The organism is Xanthomonas sp. NCPPB 1068, from assembly GCF_041479385.2.
Classification (GTDB): Bacteria; Pseudomonadota; Gammaproteobacteria; order Xanthomonadales; family Xanthomonadaceae; genus Xanthomonas; species Xanthomonas cannabis.
Window position 1 is genome coordinate 3,137,112 of sequence record NZ_CM192986.1, and the last position, 17,430, is coordinate 3,154,541.

The following is a 17,430-nucleotide window of genomic DNA, read 5'->3' on the forward strand; positions in this document are numbered from 1 at the left end:
TCCCGCGACAGTGAGCGGGCAAGGACCAGTCACGATGGTCGGTGCGCATGGCGCAAGCAGTAAATTGCGCTCGTCATTAACTGGATCACTTGCCAGCACATTCGATGTCCTGTCGCAGCGCTTTCGAATGTCATAAGCCGGCGATCCGCAGCCGTTGCCCAACTCCTGCAGTGAATCGCTTCAGTAGGCCATCAGCCAACTGTCTGGCGCGGTGTCCTTGCCGATTGAGGGACCGTTGGCGGCATGGATGCCGCCACCGAGCCCCCATGGACGGGTTAACGGCGTGTCCCGCGAGCGGTGAGGGCACCGCGCACTCGACCGAGGCTGCGCGTTTGCTGCAGGGCCCTTGCCCGCCCACCATCGCGGGACACGCCGTGAATCCGTCCATGGAGGCTCTGGCGCGGCATCCATGCCGCTCAAGGTCCCGCGACGGTGGGCGGGCAAGGACCAGTCGAGTTGGTCGTTTCGCAGAGCTTTCAACAGCGCAACGATCAACGCTCTGGTGCGGTGTTTTGTTCCTACTGGTAAGCCACCAGCCAACTGTCTGGTGCGGTGTCCTTACCGATTGCGGGACCGTTGGCGGCATGGATGCCGCCACCGAGCCCCCATGGATGGGTTAACGGCGTGTCCCGCAAGCGGTGAGGGCACCGCGCACTCGACCAGCGCGGCTTTGGACTTTCCAGGCCCCACAGAGCGCCGCCAACAACACAGATGCAAGACCTCGCAACCGCTAGCGAGGCCTGTCCCCCCCGCAACGCCATCCTGCACACACCGTCAAAACCACCTTTCACGCCAGATGGACCGGCCGTGGCGGGGGCTCTGATAAAATTGTGAGCTGATGCCGTCGCCTACCTTCCCTTCTCCGCCGCTGCCCAAGTCCGGCCAGCTCCGCGCCTACTGGCGCGCACCCTCGTCTGCGACGGCGCTGGCCTGGTCGATCGCGCGTGCCGCCGAAGCACATGCCGGCCCGTTGCTGGTGATCGCCCGCGACAACCAGAGCGCGCACCAGATCGAAGCCGACCTGCTCGCCCTGCTGGGCGAACAGTCCGCGCTGCCGGTGGTGCCGTTTCCCGATTGGGAAACCCTGCCGTACGACCAGTTCAGCCCGCACCCGGAAATCATCAGCCAGCGCCTGGCGGCCTTGCATCGCCTGCCCGGCCTGACCAAGGGCGTGGTGATCGTGCCGGTGCAGACCCTGATGCAGCAGCTGGCGCCGCTGAGCTACATCGTTGGCGGCAGCTTCGATCTCACCGTGGGCCAGCGCCTGGACCTGGATGCGGAAAAACGCCGCCTGGAAAGCGCCGGCTACCGCAACGTGCCGCAGGTGATGGACCCGGGCGATTTTGCGGTGCGCGGCGGCTTGCTCGACGTGTTCCCGATGGGCGCAGACACGCCGTTGCGCGTGGAGTTGCTGGATGAGGATATCGACTCGATCCGCGCCTTCGACCCGGAATCGCAGCGCTCGCTGGACAAGGTGGACGCGGTCAAGATGCTCCCCGGCCGCGAAGTGCCGATGGACGATGCCAGCATCGAACGCGTGCTGGCCTGCCTGCGCGAACGCTTCGATGTGGATACCCGGCGCAGTGCGCTGTATCAGGACCTCAAGTCCGGCATCGCGCCATCGGGCATCGAGTATTACCTGCCGATGTTCTTCGCCAAGACCGCTACCTTGTTCGAGTACCTGGACAAGCGCGCCCTGCCGTTGATCGCCAGCGGTGTCTCCAATGCGGCCGATGCGTTCTGGACCCAGGCACAAAACCGCTACGAACAGCGTCGCCACGATGTGGAACGCCCGCTGCTGCCGCCGGACGAGTTGTACCAATCCCCGGATGCGCTGCGCGAGCGGCTCAACAAGCTGGCGCGCATCGAAGTGTGGGCCAGCGATCATGCGCGCATCGATGAGGCCGCCCCGCTCGGCGACCAGCCGCTGCCGCCCTTGCCGGTGGCCGCGAAGGACGCGCCCGCTGGCCAGGCGCTGGCGACGTTCCTGAGTCATTACCCCGGCCGGGTGCTGGTGGCCGCCGACTCGGCCGGCCGCCGCGAAGCCTTGATGGAAGTGCTGGCCGCCGCGCAGTTGAAGCCCGAGGTGGTGGCCGGTGTGCCCGCATTCCTGGCTGCGACCACGCTGCGCTTCGGCATCACCGTGGCCGCACTGGACGACGGATTTGCGCTGGATGCCCCGCAGATTGCGGTGCTCACAGAGCGCCAGCTGTTTCCCGAGCGGGCCAATCAGCCGCGCCGCACGCGTCGGGTGGGACGCGAGCCGGAAGCGATCATCCGCGATCTGGGCGAGCTGTCCGAAGGCGCGCCGATCGTGCACGAGGATCACGGCGTGGGCCGTTACCGCGGCCTGATCGTGCTCGATGCCGGCGGCATGCCCGGCGAGTTCCTGGAAATCGAATACGCCAAAGGCGACCGGCTGTATGTGCCGGTGGCGCAGCTGCACCTGATCAGCCGCTACTCGGGTGCTTCGGCCGAGACCGCGCCGCTGCATTCGCTGGGTGGCGAGCAATGGACCAAGGCCAAGCGCAAGGCGGCTGAGAAGGTGCGCGACGTGGCCGCCGAATTGCTGGAGATCCAGGCGCGCCGCCGCGCGCGTGCGGGTCTGGCCTTGCAGGTGGACCGGGCGATGTACGAACCGTTCGCGGCCGGCTTTCCGTTCGAGGAAACCGGCGACCAGTTGGCCGCCATCGATGCCACGCTGCGCGATCTAGGTAGCAGCCAGCCGATGGACCGCGTGGTCTGCGGCGATGTCGGCTTCGGCAAGACCGAGGTCGCGGTGCGCGCTGCGTTTGCGGCCGCCAGCGCCGGCAAACAGGTGGCCGTGCTGGTGCCCACCACGCTGCTGGCCGAACAGCATTACCGCAATTTCCGCGACCGTTTCGCCGATTACCCGATGAAGGTGGAAGTGCTCTCGCGCTTCAAGAGCACCAAGGAAATCAAGGCCGAACTGGAGAAGGTGACCAGCGGCGAGATCGACGTCATCATCGGCACGCATCGGCTGTTGCAGCCGGACGTGAAGTTCAAGGATCTCGGCCTGGTCGTGGTCGACGAGGAACAGCGCTTCGGCGTGCGGCAAAAAGAGGCACTCAAGGCGATGCGCGCCAACGTGCATCTGCTCACGCTGACCGCAACACCTATCCCGCGCACGCTCAATATGGCCATGGCCGGCCTGCGCGATCTGTCCATCATCGCCACCCCGCCGCCGAACCGGCTGGCGGTGCAGACCTTCATCACTGCCTGGGACAACGCGCTGCTGCGCGAAGCCTTCCAGCGCGAACTCAGCCGTGGTGGGCAGCTGTACTTCCTGCACAACGATGTGGAAAGCATCGTGCGCATGCAGCGCGACCTGTCCGAACTGGTGCCCGAAGCGCGCATCGGCATCGCACACGGGCAGATGCCCGAGCGCGAGCTGGAACGGGTGATGCTGGATTTCCAGAAGCAACGCTTCAACGTGCTGCTGTCGACCACGATCATCGAGTCGGGGATCGACATCCCCAATGCCAATACCATCATCATCAACCGCGCCGATCGGTTTGGCCTGGCCCAGTTGCATCAGCTGCGTGGCCGCGTCGGCCGCTCGCACCACCGTGCCTATGCGTACCTGGTGGTGCCCGATCGGCGCTCGATGACCTCCGATGCAGAAAAGCGCCTGGAGGCGATTGCATCCATGGACGAGCTTGGCGCCGGCTTCACCCTGGCCACGCACGATCTGGAAATCCGCGGTGCCGGCGAGTTGCTGGGCGAAGACCAGAGCGGGCAGATGGCCGAGGTCGGCTTCAGCCTGTACACCGAGCTGCTGGAACGCGCCGTGCGCAGCATCCGCCAGGGCAAGTTGCCCGATCTGGATGCCGGCGAGGAAGTGCGTGGCGCGGAGGTCGAACTGCATGTGGCGGCGTTGATTCCGGAGGATTACCTGCCGGACGTGCACACCCGGCTGACCCTGTACAAGCGCATTTCCAGTGCACGCGATCCCGACGCGCTGCGCGAGCTGCAGGTGGAAATGATCGACCGTTTCGGCCTGTTGCCGGACCCGGTCAAGCACCTGTTCGCCATTGCCGAGCTCAAGCTGCAGGCCAATGCCTTGGGCGTGCGCAAGCTGGATCTGGGCGAGAACGGCGGACGCCTGGTGTTCGAGGCCAAGCCGTCGATCGACCCGATGACCATCATCCAGATGATCCAGAAGCAGCCCAAGATCTACACCATGGACGGCCCGGACAAGCTGCGCATCAAACTGCCGATGCCCGAGGGCGCCGACCGCTTCAATGCTGCACGCGGCCTGCTGGCGGCGTTGGCACCGGGCTGAAGCGCGGCACGGCCTGGCGATCATCCGACCCTGGACAGGGCCGCCAGCGCAATAGTCCCTGCGAGCAGGTGAGCGATCACCTGCTCGTTGCGTCTGTGCGCCACGCCCTGCCCGTTCGATCCAGCCGGAGTGGACAGCGCCAACGGCCGCAGCCCGGTGTCGCCAAACAGCAGATCGCACATGCCCCGCCCATGCAGGGCAGCATCCGCACCGCCAGCGAACATTCGATTCAGCGCTTCGCCTGTCCCCAGGACAGCCCGGGACAGTGCCTTCCTGAGCCTGCTTGCGACGAAGCTGAGCTGTTAATGCCCGCGCAGTGACGCATTTCGCAAAACCGTCATTGCGCTGAATTTGGCCTAAATATTCCTGTCAGGCGCCGATACCAGCATGGACCGGCATGACCCCGCGTGCAGAACAGCGCCACGCCACCCCATGCCATTGCGATCCATCCCGCGTCAGCGCACTCCCCGTGCGGCATCGCCCGAGGCACTCATGAACAGCCCGCTTTCCGATCTCCCCGCGCCGTTGACGCTTGCCCTGGAAGGCGAGATGACCATCCGTCGCGCCGCCGAACTCAAGCCGCTGCTGCAGCCGGCACTGGCGCATCCGGGTGGCTTGCATCTGGACCTGGGCGCGGTCAGCGAGATCGACACCACCGGCTTGCAGTTGCTGCTGGCCACCAAGCAGGCCATCCAGGCCGACGGGCGGCCGTTTTCGCTGACCGATTCCAGCCGCGCGGTGGTGGATGTGATCGAACTGCTTGGCCTGCTCGAAGCGCTGTACCCGCATGCGGTTGCAGGCCTCGGCGAACGCATTCACTAACGGACTGGTGACGCACATGGACATGAACCAGCTGATGCAGACCTTCCTGGCCGAAAGCCGGGACCTGCTCGAAGACATGGAACGCCACCTGCTCGAAGCCGAGCGTGGCGAATCGTCGCCGGATGCGGTCAATGCGATCTTCCGCGCCGCGCACACCATCAAGGGTTCCGGCGGCCTGTTCGACCTGCCGCAGCTGGTGGGCTTCACCCATGTGGTGGAAAGCGTGCTGGACCTGGTGCGCGACGAAACGCTGACCTTGAGCTCGGAGCTGATCGGCCTGCTGCTGGTGTGCTGTGACCACATCCACGCGCTGGTGGAAACCGCGGCCGACCCCGGCCATGCCGATCCTGCCGCCCTCGCCGCCGAAGCCGAACCCCTGCTGGCGCAATTGCAGACCTATCTGCATGCCAGCGCCTGTGGCGTCACCACCGCTGCCATCCAGCACAGCACGCCGGAAAAGCAGAGCGGGTACTGGCGCATCACGCTCACCCTGTTTGCCGACGCGCTGCGCTTCGGCAACTCGCCGCTCAAGCTGATCCGCAATCTGCGCAGCCTGGGTTCGGTGGAAGCGATCAGCACCGATCACAGCAAGCTGCCGAGCTTTGAAGAGCTCGATCCGGAAGCCAACTACCTGGGTTTCCAGATCCTGCTGCGCAGCGATGCCGACCGCGCCGCGATCGAAGAAGTGTTCGAATTCGTTCGCGACGATTGCGATCTGGACATCGTCGCGGTGCCGGCGCCCGCCGATGCGGCAGCCCTGCTCGCGGCCGAGCCGCTGGCCGTTGCCACGCCGAGCAACGCGCTGGCCGCCGTGCCGTCCGCTGCCGCAGCGCCTGCGCGGGCTGCGCCCGATGCCGGTGCGCGCAACGCCGACGCACGCTCCATCCGCGTGGATGCCGACAAGCTCGATCGCATGATCGACCTGGTGGGCGAACTCATCATCGCCGTGGCCAGCACCAATGCCAATGCGCAACGCAGCGGCGATGCGCAATTGCTGGAATCGGCCTCGATCCTTGCCGGCCTGGTGGAAGACGTGCGCGAAAGCGCGCTGCAGCTGCGCATGGTCAAGATCGGCGGCACCTTCAGCCGCTTCCAGCGCGTGGTACATGACGTGGCGCGCGAACTGGGCAAGGACATCGCACTGGTCGTTGCCGGCGAAGACACCGAACTGGACAAGTCGGTGGTGGAAAAGATCGGCGACCCGCTCACCCATCTGGTGCGCAACGCGATGGACCACGGCATCGAGCCGGCGGACGTGCGCGTGGCGCGCGGCAAGCCCGCACGCGGCACCGTCGGGCTCAATGCGTACCACGACTCCGGCAGCATCGTCATCCAGATCACCGACGACGGCGGCGGTTTGAACCGCGACCGCATCCTGGCCAAGGCGCTCGAACGCGGGCTGGTCGAACCCGGCCGCCAGCTCAGTGACCGCGAGGTGTTCGCGATGATCTTCGAGCCGGGCTTTTCCACTGCCGAAAAGGTCACCAACCTGTCCGGCCGCGGTGTCGGCATGGACGTGGTCAAGCGCAACATCACCGCATTGCGTGGCACGGTCGATATCGACAGCGCAGCCGGCGTGGGCACCACCATTTCGGTGCGCCTGCCGCTGACCCTGGCCATCATCAACGGCTTCCAGGTGGGCGTGGGCAAATCCGTGTTCGTGGTGCCGCTGGACGTGGTGGAGGAATGCGTGGAATTCACGCCCGACTACGCCAGCGACTACATCGACCTGCGCGGCAGCGTGTTGCCGTATGTGCGTCTGCGCGAGCTGTTCGCGCTGGGCGGCAAGACGCCCGCGCGCGAAAGCATCGTGGTGATCCGCCAGGGCGCGCAGCGTTTCGGCCTGGTCGTGGACACCTTGCTGGGCGAATGGCAGACGGTGATCAAGCCGCTGTCCAAGGTCTTCGCGCAGGTCAAAGGCATCAGTGGCTCGAGCATTCTGGGCAGCGGCGATGTTGCGCTGATTCTGGATGTGCCCAGCCTGATTCAGCAGTTGCACCCAAACCAGGACGCGTTGGCGGCCTGAGCGCTCGCAGCATCGCTCCCGCACGAACCGCGTCGTTTGTCGTTACCTGACCCCAGGACACTCGCCATGTCACACCGTCTTCCGATCGCCACCCAACTCTGGTTCACCGCCGCGCTTGCGGTGGCCCTGCCCGTCCTCGTGATCGTCGCCGGCTTTGCGCTGACGCTCTCGCATGCGGCCCTGCTCGGCGCCAGCATCGTGGCCGCACTGATCAGCGGCGCCTTGCTGGTGTGGGCAATCCGTCTGGCCAGCGACTCGCTGGAGCTGGCCACCACCACGCTGGACGCGTTCTCGCGCGGCAACTTCGATGTCGCCCTGCCGCAGACGCGCGACGAGCAGGCCGGCGACGTGCTGCGCGGCCTGCGCAAGGTGCAGAGCGGCATCCGTCATGTCAACGAGGAGATCAACCGCGTCTGGCGCGAGCACGATGCCGGGCAGATCGAGGCGCGCATCGACGTGGCGCGCTTCGACGGCGATTTTCGCACCCTGGGCGATGGCATCAACCGCATGGTGGCCAGCCATATCGCCGTGAACAAGCAGGCCATGGCATGCGTGGCCGAGTTCGGCCGCGGCAACTTCGCCGCCGAGCTGGAGCGCCTGCCGGGCCAGAAGGCCTTCATCAATGACGTCGTGGACCAGATCCGGGGCAACCTCATCGGCATGGTCGCCGAGGTCAACCACATGTCCGCCGAGCACGATGCCGGCGACATCGACGTGGTCATCGACACGCAGCGCTTCACCGGCGATTTCCGCCGCATGGCCGAGGGCATCAACGCCATGGTCGCCGGCCACATCGCGGTCAAGAAACAGGCCATCGCCTGCGTCGGCGAGTTCGGCCGCGGCAACTTCACCGCGCAGCTGCCGTTGCTGCCGGGCAAGAAGCGCTTCATCAACGACACCATCGAACAGGTGCGCGGCAACCTCACCGGTCTGATCGGCGAGATCAACCACATGTCGGCCGAACACGAGGCAGGCGATATCGATGTGGTCATCGACAGCGCACGCTTCGACGGTGACTTCCGCAGCATGGCGCTGGGCATCAACCAGATGGTGGGTGCGCATATCGCGGTGAAGAAGCTGGCGATGGGCGTGGTGGCCGAATTCGGCCGCGGCAACTTCGATGCCCCGCTGGCGCAGCTGCCCGGCAAGAAGGCCTTCATCAACGACACCGTGGAGCGGGCGCGCGGCAACCTGCGCAGCATCTCCGAAGTGATCCAGGTGATGGGCGCGATGGCCGAAGGCGACCTCACCCACACCGTGGAAGGCCGCTACGAAGGCGCGTTCGCCGACATGCAGCGCTACGTCAACACCACCATGACCCGCCTGACCGAGATCGTGGACGAGGTCAATCGCAACGCCGAGAACCTGGCCAGTGCGTCGGAAGAAGTCAGCGCCACCGCGCAGGCACTGGCGCAGGCCGCCAGCGAACAGGCCGCCGGCGTGGAAGAAACCAGCGCCTCGCTGGAGCAGATGACCGCCTCCATCGCGCAGAACACCGAAAACGCCCGCGTCACCGACAGCATGGCCGCCAAGGCCGCCAGCGAAGCGGCCGACGGTGGCGACACCGTGCGCGCCACCGTGGTGGCGATGAAGGACATCGCCAGGAAGATCGGCATCATCGACGACATCGCGTACCAGACCAACCTGCTGGCGCTCAACGCCGCCATCGAAGCGGCGCGTGCCGGCGAACACGGCAAGGGCTTTGCCGTGGTGGCCGCCGAAGTACGCAAGCTGGCCGAGCGTAGCCAGATCGCTGCGCAGGAAATCGGCGAAGTGGCCGGCTCCAGCGTGGAACTGGCCGAAAGCGCCGGCCGCGTGCTGGGCGAGATGGTGCCTTCGATCCGCCGCACCTCCGACCTGGTGCAGGAAATCGCCGCCGCTTCCGAAGAGCAGACCGCCGGCGTCAGCCAGATCAACACCGCAGTCGGCCAGTTGAACCAGACCACCCAGTCGGCCGCGGCCAATGCCGAAGAACTGGCCGCCACGTCCGAAGAAATGAGCGCGCAGGCCGAACAGCTGCAGCAACTGATGGGCTTCTTCCGGCTGGGCAACGGCGGACGTGGCGCCGTGCCGGCCAGCAAGAGCGGGCCGCGACGTGTGGTGCAGGCCGGCCACGCGCCGGTGGTCAGCGCACCGGCACGCCGCACCAACGTACGCCAGATCGGCATGGCGGCGGCCACTGCCGATGCCATCGACGAATCGCAGTTCGCCAGCTTCTGAGGAGCCGACGATGCACACGCACACTGCCAACAGCAGCACACCGTCGCCGACGGCCCCGCAGCAATACCTCACCTTTACGCTGGGTGGGGAGATGTTCGGCCTGGGGATTCTCGGCATCAAGGAGATCATCGAATACCGCGCGCCCACCGATGTGCCGATGATGCCGCCGGCACTACGTGGCGTGATCAACCTGCGCGGCGCGGTGGTGCCGGTGGTGGACCTGCAGCAGCGCTTCGGACGCAGCGCCAGCGCAATCACCAAGCGCAGTTGCATCGTGATCGTGGAGATCGCGCACGCCGACACGCAGCAGGTGCTCGGGCTGCTGGTGGATGCGGTGAGCGAAGTGCTGGAGATCGCCGCGGGCGATATCGTCGACACACCGAGTTTCGGCGCCGGCATCGCGCGCGACTTCATCCAGGCCATGGGCAAGATCGGCGAGCGCTTCGTGATCCTGCTCGATGCCGATGCCGTGCTGGGCAACGATGCGCTCGCCCAGCTTCCTGCCGCCGCGCTGGCGGCCTGACTTTCGCATGCACGCAAGGATTCCCATGCGCCCTGCCCTCCTCTCCTGCAACTGCACGCTGGCCGGCCCGGTACTGGTGGTCGACGACAGCGTGGTCCAGCGCGAACACGCCATGGCGTTATGCCGCCAGCTTGGCGCCACGCAGGTCGATGGCGCCGGCGACGGTCACGCGGCGCTGGACTGGCTGAGCCACGCCACGGCGCCGTCGCTGCTGCTGATCGATCTGGAAATGCCCGGCATGGACGGCGTGCAACTGCTCGACGCGCTGGCCCGCGGCCAGTACGGCGTGCCGGTCGTGGTGGTGTCGCAACGCGGCGGCGCGCTGATCGATGCGGTGATGCAGCTCAGCCGCAGTGCCGGCGTGCGCGTGCTGGGCGGGATCGAAAAACCGATGAACCTGCAGGACCTGGCCACCGTGCTGGATTGCGAGCCGGGCAGCGGTACCACGGCGCCCGTCGCATCGGCGGCGGCGATCTCGCCGTTGATGTCCAGCGGCGGCGCGGCCGCCTCGCGGCTGGACCGCGCGATGCGGCGCGGCGAAATCCGCGTGGCCTACCAACCCAAGCTCGACCTGAAGGATGGCCGCCTGCGCGGTGTGGAAGCGCTGGCACGCTGGCGCCGGCCGCAGGGCGACATGATCGGCCCGGACCGCTTCATCCCGCTGGCCGAACGCGAAGGGCTGATCCATGCGCTGACCCAGCAGGTCATCGACAAGGCCATCGCGCAGCTGGTGGACTGGCGCGCCGAAGGCTTCGAGCTGAGCCTGGCATTGAACCTGTCGCCCCGCTTGCTGGGCGAAGAGGATTTTCTCGAGCAGCTGTGCGGCAAGCTGAGCGACAACGGCCTGGGTCCGGTCGATCTGGTGCTGGAGCTGACCGAAAGCGCCATCGTGGAGCCGGCCAATGCCTTGAGCATGCTGGCGCGTTTGCGCTTGCATGGGTTCGGCCTGTCCATCGACGACTACGGCACCGGTTTCTCCTCGCTGCAGCGTCTGGCCAGCATCCCGTTCACCGAACTCAAGCTGGACCGCAGCTTCGTGCAGGCCGCACATCGCAGCCGCAGCCAGCGCACCGTGCTCGAATCCACGCTGGAGTTGGCGCATCGTCTGGAGCTGACCGCCGTAGCCGAAGGGGTGGAAACCCCGGACGACTGGCGGCTGCTGCGCGAGCTGGGGTGCGATCTGGCGCAGGGCTATCTGATGGGCTCGCCGATGCCCGGCCCGATGTTGTCGGACTGGTGGCGCGAGCACGCCGTGCGCATTGCGCGCCTGAGCGACAGCAGCGTGCCCAGCGATGCGGACGTGGCCTGAGCCGATGAGCACCGCAACCGCCATCACCGAACAGGAGTTCGGCCGCTTTCAGCGTTTCATCTTCGAAGCGGCCGGCATCAGCATTTCCTCCGGCAAGAAAGCCATGCTGTGCGGCCGCCTGGGCAAGCGCCTGCGCGAGCACCAGTTCAACAGCTACACGCAGTATCTGCAGCTGCTGGAAAGCCGCCAGGACCGTGCGGAGATCCAGACCGCGATCGATCTGCTGACCACCAACGAAACCTATTTCTTCCGCGAGCCCAAGCACTTCGAGTTGCTGCGCAAGCTGGCCGCAGAGCATCGCGGCGGGCTGCCGTTCCGCTGCTGGAGCGCGGCCAGCTCCAGCGGCGAGGAGGCCTACAGCATGGCAATGGTGCTGGACGACACCCTGCAGGGGCGCCCGTTCGAGGTCGTGGGCACCGACATCAGCACGCGCGTCCTGGCCAAGGCGCGCACCGGGCATTACGCGCTGCAACGCATCGACGGCATCCCGCAGCCGTATCTCAAACGCTACTGCCTGCGTGGCCAGGGCGAGTACGCCGGCACCTTGCTGGTGGAGCGCCGCCTGCGCGACCGCGTGCAGTTCGTGCACGCCAACCTCAATGCTGCGTTGCCGCCGTTGGGCAGCTTCGATGCGATCTTCCTGCGCAATGTCATGATCTATTTCAACGGGCAGACCAAGCGCGAGGTGATCCTGCGCGTGCTGGCCGCCCTCAAGCCGGGCGGACATTTCTGCATCGGCCACTCGGAAAGCCTGAGCGAACTCGACATCGATCTGGTCCAGGTGGCACCCTCGATTTTCCGCAAGGCATGACCCAAGGATTCACCGTGTCGACAGCGCTCAACCGTCCCACCGCCAATCCCGCCACCATCAAGGCCATGGTGGTCGACGACTCGGCAGTGGTGCGCCAGGTGCTGGTGGGCGTGCTCAACGACGCGCAGGGCATCGAGGTGATCGCCACGGCCGCCGACCCGCTGCTGGCCATCGACAAGATGCGCCAGCAATGGCCGGATGTGATCGTGCTGGACGTGGAAATGCCACGCATGGACGGCATCACCTTCCTGCGCAAGATCATGAGCGAGCGGCCCACCCCGGTGGTGATCTGCTCCACGCTCACCGAAAAGGGCGCGCGCGTCACCATGGACGCGCTGGCCGCCGGCGCCGTGGCGGTGGTGACCAAGCCGCGCCTGGGGCTCAAGCAGTTCCTCACCGATTCGGCCGACGAACTGGTGGCCACCGTACGCAGCGCCGCACGCGCCAACGTCAAGCGGCTGGCCGCACGCGTGACCGCCGCACCGCTGGAGCCGGAAGTCAAACACACCGCCGACGTGATCCTGCCGGCGCAGAGCGGGCGCGCCCTGGCGCAGACCACCGAGCGCATCGTCGCCATCGGCACCTCCACCGGCGGCACCCAGGCGCTGGAAGAAGTGCTGACCGCGTTGCCGCGCGTGTGCCCGGGCATCGTGATCGTGCAGCACATGCCGGAGAAGTTCACCGCCGCCTTCGCCGCACGCCTCGACGGCCTGTGCCAGATCGCCGTGAAAGAAGCCGCCAACAACGACCGCGTGATGCCGGGCCGCGCCCTGATCGCGCCCGGCGGCAAGCACCTGCTGCTGCGGCGCAGCGGCGCACAGTATTTCGTCGAAGTGATGGAAGGCCCGCCAGTGAACCGGCACCGCCCGTCGGTGGATGTGCTGTTCCGCTCCGCTGCACGTGCGGCCGGCAGCAACGCGCTGGGCATCATTATGACCGGCATGGGCGATGACGGCGCCGCGGGACTGCTGGAAATGCGTCAGGCCGGCGCACGCACGGTGGCGCAGGACGAGCACACCAGCATCGTGTTCGGCATGCCCAAGGAAGCGATCAAGCGCGGCGGCGCGGACCGCATCCTGCCGCTGGGCGCGATGGCACGCGAGATCGTGACGCAGCTGCAATAACCAACGGACGTCCGCGTCACGCGCAAACGGATCCAACAAGGCCGCCACACTCCCTTCTCCCGCCCGCGGGAGAAGGTGCCCAAAGGGCGGATGAGGGCAACCGCTAACCAACCCACCTACAACTGCGACTCCAGCGGGAACCAGCCCATCACCGTTGCCGCGCCACGCCGCCACGCGCTCGCGGCCGGCTCGCGCGACCACACCTCCGGCGGCGTTGCGGCGTCGTCGTGCCAGCGCAGCTCACCGTGGTCCAGCGTCACGCGATAACTCACCGGCGCACTGACCTTATGGTTGTACAGCCGCTCGAGCTCTGCAGTGACCACCCGGTCGTCGAACAGCAGCCCCATCTCGGTATTGAGGTTCATCGAGCGCGGGTCCAGGTTGAACGAGCCGATGAAACCGCTGCTGTCGTCCACCACAAACGCCTTGGTGTGCAGGCTGGCACCGCTGGAGCCGAACAGGCTGCCATCGGGTTTGCCCATCGGCTTGAGCTCGTGCAGGCGCACGCCCTGCTGCAGCAGTGGCACCCGATAGTCGGCGTAGCCACTGTGCACGGCGACCACATCGTTTGCCGCCAGCGAATTGGTCAGGATATTGACCCGGACATTGCGCCGACGCAACTCGCCGATCCAGCGCATGCCCTCGTCGCCGGGCACGAAGTAGGGCGAGATCACCTTCAATTCGCGCTGCGCGCGCGCCATCTCGCCGATCAACACCGGCGTCATCCAGTCGGCCTGCGGCGGTGCGCCTTCGGCCTTCTCCGGCGGATCGGAGACGATGCGTGCATGGTCCAGCCAATGCACCGCACGATCGCCCTGCATCAGCGCATGCACGCTCGGCGAACGGCGCAGCCGCTCCACGTACGGGTGCGCGCGCGCCGAGGCCATGCCGGCATCCAGGCTGCCACGCAGCGCCTCCAGCGCCTGCGGCTTTGCCTTCACCAGGGCGGCCAGCGGCAAGGCATTGGGGCTGTTCCAGTACGCATCGAAGTTGCCTTCGGCCTGCTGCACCGTCGGGCCCATCAGCGCTGCATCCATGTCCATGAAGTTGGTATCGCGCGCCGCATCGAAGTATTCATCGCCCACGTTGCGCCCACCCACCACCGCGATGCGGCCATCGGCAATCCAGGCCTTGTTGTGCATGCGCCGGTTGATGCTGAACATGCGTAGCACCATCTCCACGCCGCGCATCAGGGTGCCTTCGCGCGCACGGGTGGGGTTGAACAGGCGGATCTCGATCATCGGATGGCTGTCGAGCGCGGCCAGTACCGAATCGCTGCCATGGATGTTCATGTCGTCCAGCAGCAGGCGCACGCGCACGCCGCGGTCGGCGGCACGCAGCAACTCGTTGTGCAACAGATTGCCGGTGAAATCGGCATGCCAGATGTAGTACTGCAGATCCAGGCTGCGCCCGGCCGCACGCGCGGTGAGCGCACGCACTGCAAACGCATCGATATTGTCGGACAGGATCACCATGCCGGTCTGATCGGCATGCGCCCGCTGCAAGGGCGCCACCACCTGATCGATCGGCGTGCTGACGGCAGTGGCCGGCAAGGCATGGCTTGCCGGGCCGCGTTGGCGGTCGGCGAAGCGGCCGTACCCGTACAACGACAGCGCGCTGCCCAGCACGAACACGGCGATGCCGATGCCCATCCACTTGAAGACGTTACGCTTGCTCACTGCCGGCCCTGACATTCACGACGCGCCAGTGTAGATGCTGCCCCTGCAGCGGCGCGTGCAGGGCCTGCCACGCAAGCGGGCTCGACAACCCTGGGAAACAAGGTCTTTTTTGATCGCTATTGCCGGCATCGCCCGCGCAAGTGGCGTGCATGCCGAACGGCAACGCACGCACCTCCGGGACGACACGACCAGGTTCCGCTCGACGCACCCCAGCTGCACGCAGCCACGCGCAACTGCAGCGACCCACACCATGACCGACTGCGCCCGCTGCCGCAGAGCGCAGTCGTGCAGCGGCCGCCTACCAGATGGCGACACGCGCCTTGTCACCGCGCACCATCGCGTCGCCCGGCTTGCACTGGAACGCTTGCGCAAACACCGGCATGTTCGACGGCGCACCGTTGGCGCGGAAATTGGCCGGCGCGTGCGGGTCGGTGTTCAGACGCACACGCAATTCGCCATCGGTGAAGTTGCGACGCCACACGGTCGCCCAGTTCATGAAGAAACGCTGATCCTGCGAATAGCCGTCGATGTCCCTGTTGGCATCGGGCTGTTCCTTCAACGCCATTTGCAGGGCATCGTAGGCCACGGTCAGCCCGCCCAGGTCACCGATATTTTCACCCAGGGTCAGCTTGCCTTTGACGTGCACGCCGGGGATGGCTTCATAGCCGCCGAACTGTGCCACCAGTTGATCGGTGCGCTGGGTGAACAGCTTGCGGTCCGCATCCGTCCACCAGCTGGCGAAGTTGCCCTTGGCATCGAACTGGCTGCCGGAGTCGTCGTAGCCGTGCATCATCTCGTGCCCGATCACCGCACCGATGCCGCCGTAATTGAGCGCCGGATCGGCCTTGGGATCGAAGAACGGCGGCTGCAGGATGGCGGCGGGAAACACGATCTCGTTGCGGGTGGCGTTGTAGTACGCATTCACCGTCTGCGGCGTCATGTGCCACTCGCGCTTGTCCACCGGCTTGCCGATCTTGTCGAGCATGTAGCGATAGTTGAACGCCTGCGCGGCCTGCATGTTGGACAGGAAACCATCGCCGCGCGTCTGCAGCCCGGACCAGTCACGCCATTGATCCGGGTAACCGATCTTGGGCGTGAAACTGGCCCACTTCTCCAGCGCGCGCTGCTTGGTCTCGGCGCTCATCCAGTCGAGCCTTTCCAGGCGCGCCTTCAACGCGGCCGACAGGTTCTGCACCAGTTGCTGCATCTGCTCCTTCGACTCGGCGGAAAATGCAGACTGCACGTAGAGCTGGCCCAGCGCCTCGCCCATGGCCTCGTTGACCGCGTTCAAGGTGCGCTTCCAGCGCGGCAGCATGTCCTGCTGACCGCGCAGCGTCCTGGAATAGAAATCGAAGTTGGCCTGCTCGAACGGCTTGGCCAGGTACGGCGCCGCCTCGTCCACGCTGTGGAAGCGCAGATACGCCTTCCAGGTGTCCACCGGGGTGTCGGCGAGCATCGCATCGAGCTCGGCAAAGTACCCGGGCTGGCTGAGCGAAAAAGTGCCGGCCGGCACCTTGAGCGCGCCGAAGAACGCCTGCCAGTCGAAGTGCGGCGTCACCGCATTGGCGCCGGCCACATCGACCGGGTTGTAACGCTTGGCCGGGTCGCGCAGTTCGATCCGCGACAACGAGGAGGCGGCCAGCCGCGTCTCGAACGCCATGACCGCCTTGGCCTGGGTCGCCGCCTGTGCGGCCGGAATGCCGGACAGCTCCAGCACGCGTGCGATGTAGGCCACGTACTGTTCGCGGATCTTGGCTTGCGCCGGATCGGTGTAGTAGCCCTTCTCGGGCAGGCCCAGGCCGCCCTGCCCCGCATAGGCGATCATCTGCTCGGAATTCTTGTAGTCGGCATTGGCGCCGAACGAGAACATGAAGCCCTGGCCCTTGGCATAGCTGTCGCGCAGCCACGCGGCGATGGACGGCGCATCGGTCAGCGCATCGATCGCTTTCAACTGCGGTTGCAGCGGGGTGATGCCGGCGGTGTCGATGGCCGCCTCGTCCGACCCGGTGCGCCACAGGTCGGCGATCTTGGCGTCCACCGAACCAGCCGAAAGATTGCCGCGCGCCAGCTGCTCCACCAGCGCGTGCTGGATGGTCAGCGAGCGCTCGGCCAGCACTTCGAAGCTGCCCCAGCTGGTGCGATCGGACGGCACCGGGTTGGCCTTGAGCCACTTGGCGTTGACGAAGCCGTTGAGGTCCTGGCACGCGTTGATGGCAGGATCCAGATCGCCGCTGCCGAACGCCACGATCGGCGCGTCGAGCTTGGACACATCGACCTTGGTCGGTGCAGCCTGCGGGGTGGTGGACGTCCCCTTGGCCGTGTCGTCGGAGGCGCCGCATGCAGACAACGCGACCACGATGGCCACCGCAAGCGATAACGGGGCGAACTTGCTCAACTTCATTGAATTCTCCAAGGCATGACCGCGCATGCGCAGTCGAAAAAAGTCGGCAGCCCGTCGGGAGCCTCCGGCGAATCGCAGCGCATCAGGCGGCGCGCGCTCCTTCGTCAGTCGCTCTGCAACCGGCCACACCAGATCACTGCAGCGGCACCGCAACACCCTAACGTCCGTTGCCGCGCTTTATAGAAACGTCATTGCAACGACAGGCCGCT

The 17,430-nt window shown here is 66.2% G+C and carries 10 protein-coding genes; 8 read left to right on the forward strand and 2 right to left on the reverse strand.

The genetic code is table 11. From position 1 onward, the window contains the following. Positions 1–838: 838 nt before the first annotated feature. From mfd to ACCQ12_RS13350, 8 genes are all read left to right on the forward strand, one after another. A complete protein-coding gene (gene mfd, locus ACCQ12_RS13315) occupies positions 839–4,306 on the forward strand; it encodes a transcription-repair coupling factor (protein WP_372381940.1) in 3,468 nt (1,155 codons plus the stop codon). 492 nt (positions 4,307–4,798) lie between these two features. Beyond that, positions 4,799–5,128 (forward strand): STAS domain-containing protein, encoded by a 330-nt coding sequence (locus tag ACCQ12_RS13320; RefSeq protein ID WP_039414978.1) that lies wholly within the window; start codon positions 4,799–4,801, stop codon positions 5,126–5,128. A 16-nt stretch (positions 5,129–5,144) separates the two neighbouring features. After that, positions 5,145–7,154, forward strand: coding sequence for a chemotaxis protein CheA (locus ACCQ12_RS13325; RefSeq protein WP_372381941.1), 2,010 nt, complete (start codon positions 5,145–5,147; stop codon positions 7,152–7,154). A 66-nt stretch (positions 7,155–7,220) separates the two neighbouring features. Further along, positions 7,221–9,374 carry a methyl-accepting chemotaxis protein gene (locus tag ACCQ12_RS13330; protein WP_372381942.1) on the forward strand — a complete coding sequence of 718 codons (2,154 nt, stop codon included), beginning with the start codon at positions 7,221–7,223 and terminating at the stop codon, positions 9,372–9,374. A gap of 10 nt (positions 9,375–9,384) precedes the next feature. Beyond that, positions 9,385–9,897: a chemotaxis protein CheW gene (locus tag ACCQ12_RS13335; protein WP_104581733.1), complete on the forward strand. Its 513-nt coding sequence runs from the start codon at positions 9,385–9,387 to the stop codon at positions 9,895–9,897. 25 nt (positions 9,898–9,922) lie between these two features. Then, positions 9,923–11,206 (forward strand): EAL domain-containing response regulator, encoded by a 1,284-nt coding sequence (locus tag ACCQ12_RS13340; protein WP_372381943.1) that lies wholly within the window; start codon positions 9,923–9,925, stop codon positions 11,204–11,206. 4 nt (positions 11,207–11,210) lie between these two features. Next, positions 11,211–12,017 (forward strand): CheR family methyltransferase, encoded by an 807-nt coding sequence (locus ACCQ12_RS13345; protein WP_372381944.1) that lies wholly within the window; start codon positions 11,211–11,213, stop codon positions 12,015–12,017. Next, positions 12,014–13,141 (forward strand): protein-glutamate methylesterase/protein-glutamine glutaminase, encoded by a 1,128-nt coding sequence (locus tag ACCQ12_RS13350; protein ID WP_166751881.1) that lies wholly within the window; start codon positions 12,014–12,016, stop codon positions 13,139–13,141. The genes ACCQ12_RS13345 and ACCQ12_RS13350 overlap by 4 nt, the downstream gene beginning before the upstream one ends. 116 nt (positions 13,142–13,257) lie before the next feature. On the opposite strand, the gene ACCQ12_RS13355 is transcribed toward ACCQ12_RS13350, so the two are convergent. Together ACCQ12_RS13355 and ACCQ12_RS13360 are read right to left on the reverse strand one after the other, a co-directional pair. Beyond that, positions 13,258–14,820, reverse strand: a complete 1,563-nt coding sequence (locus ACCQ12_RS13355) for a phospholipase D family protein (protein ID WP_372381945.1) — start codon at positions 14,818–14,820, stop codon at positions 13,258–13,260. A 298-nt stretch (positions 14,821–15,118) separates the two neighbouring features. Beyond that, positions 15,119–17,221, reverse strand: coding sequence for a M13 family metallopeptidase (locus ACCQ12_RS13360; RefSeq protein ID WP_372381946.1), 2,103 nt, complete (start codon positions 17,219–17,221; stop codon positions 15,119–15,121). Between the last annotated feature and the right edge of the window lie 209 nt (positions 17,222–17,430).

What these genes read in the sequence shown, in the direction of transcription:
- mfd (WP_372381940.1), top strand. Translation starts at nt 839, where the DNA reads ATGCCGTCGCCTACCTTCCCTTCTCCGCCGCTGCCCAAGTCCGGCCAG.
- ACCQ12_RS13320 (WP_039414978.1), top strand. Translation starts at nt 4,799, where the DNA reads ATGAACAGCCCGCTTTCCGATCTCCCCGCGCCGTTGACGCTTGCCCTG.
- ACCQ12_RS13325 (WP_372381941.1), top strand. Translation starts at nt 5,145, where the DNA reads ATGGACATGAACCAGCTGATGCAGACCTTCCTGGCCGAAAGCCGGGAC.
- ACCQ12_RS13330 (WP_372381942.1), top strand. Translation starts at nt 7,221, where the DNA reads ATGTCACACCGTCTTCCGATCGCCACCCAACTCTGGTTCACCGCCGCG.
- ACCQ12_RS13335 (WP_104581733.1), top strand. Translation starts at nt 9,385, where the DNA reads ATGCACACGCACACTGCCAACAGCAGCACACCGTCGCCGACGGCCCCG.
- ACCQ12_RS13340 (WP_372381943.1), top strand. Translation starts at nt 9,923, where the DNA reads ATGCGCCCTGCCCTCCTCTCCTGCAACTGCACGCTGGCCGGCCCGGTA.
- ACCQ12_RS13345 (WP_372381944.1), top strand. Translation starts at nt 11,211, where the DNA reads ATGAGCACCGCAACCGCCATCACCGAACAGGAGTTCGGCCGCTTTCAG.
- ACCQ12_RS13350 (WP_166751881.1), top strand. Translation starts at nt 12,014, where the DNA reads ATGACCCAAGGATTCACCGTGTCGACAGCGCTCAACCGTCCCACCGCC.
- ACCQ12_RS13360 (WP_372381946.1), bottom strand. Translation starts at nt 17,221, where the DNA reads ATGAAGTTGAGCAAGTTCGCCCCGTTATCGCTTGCGGTGGCCATCGTG.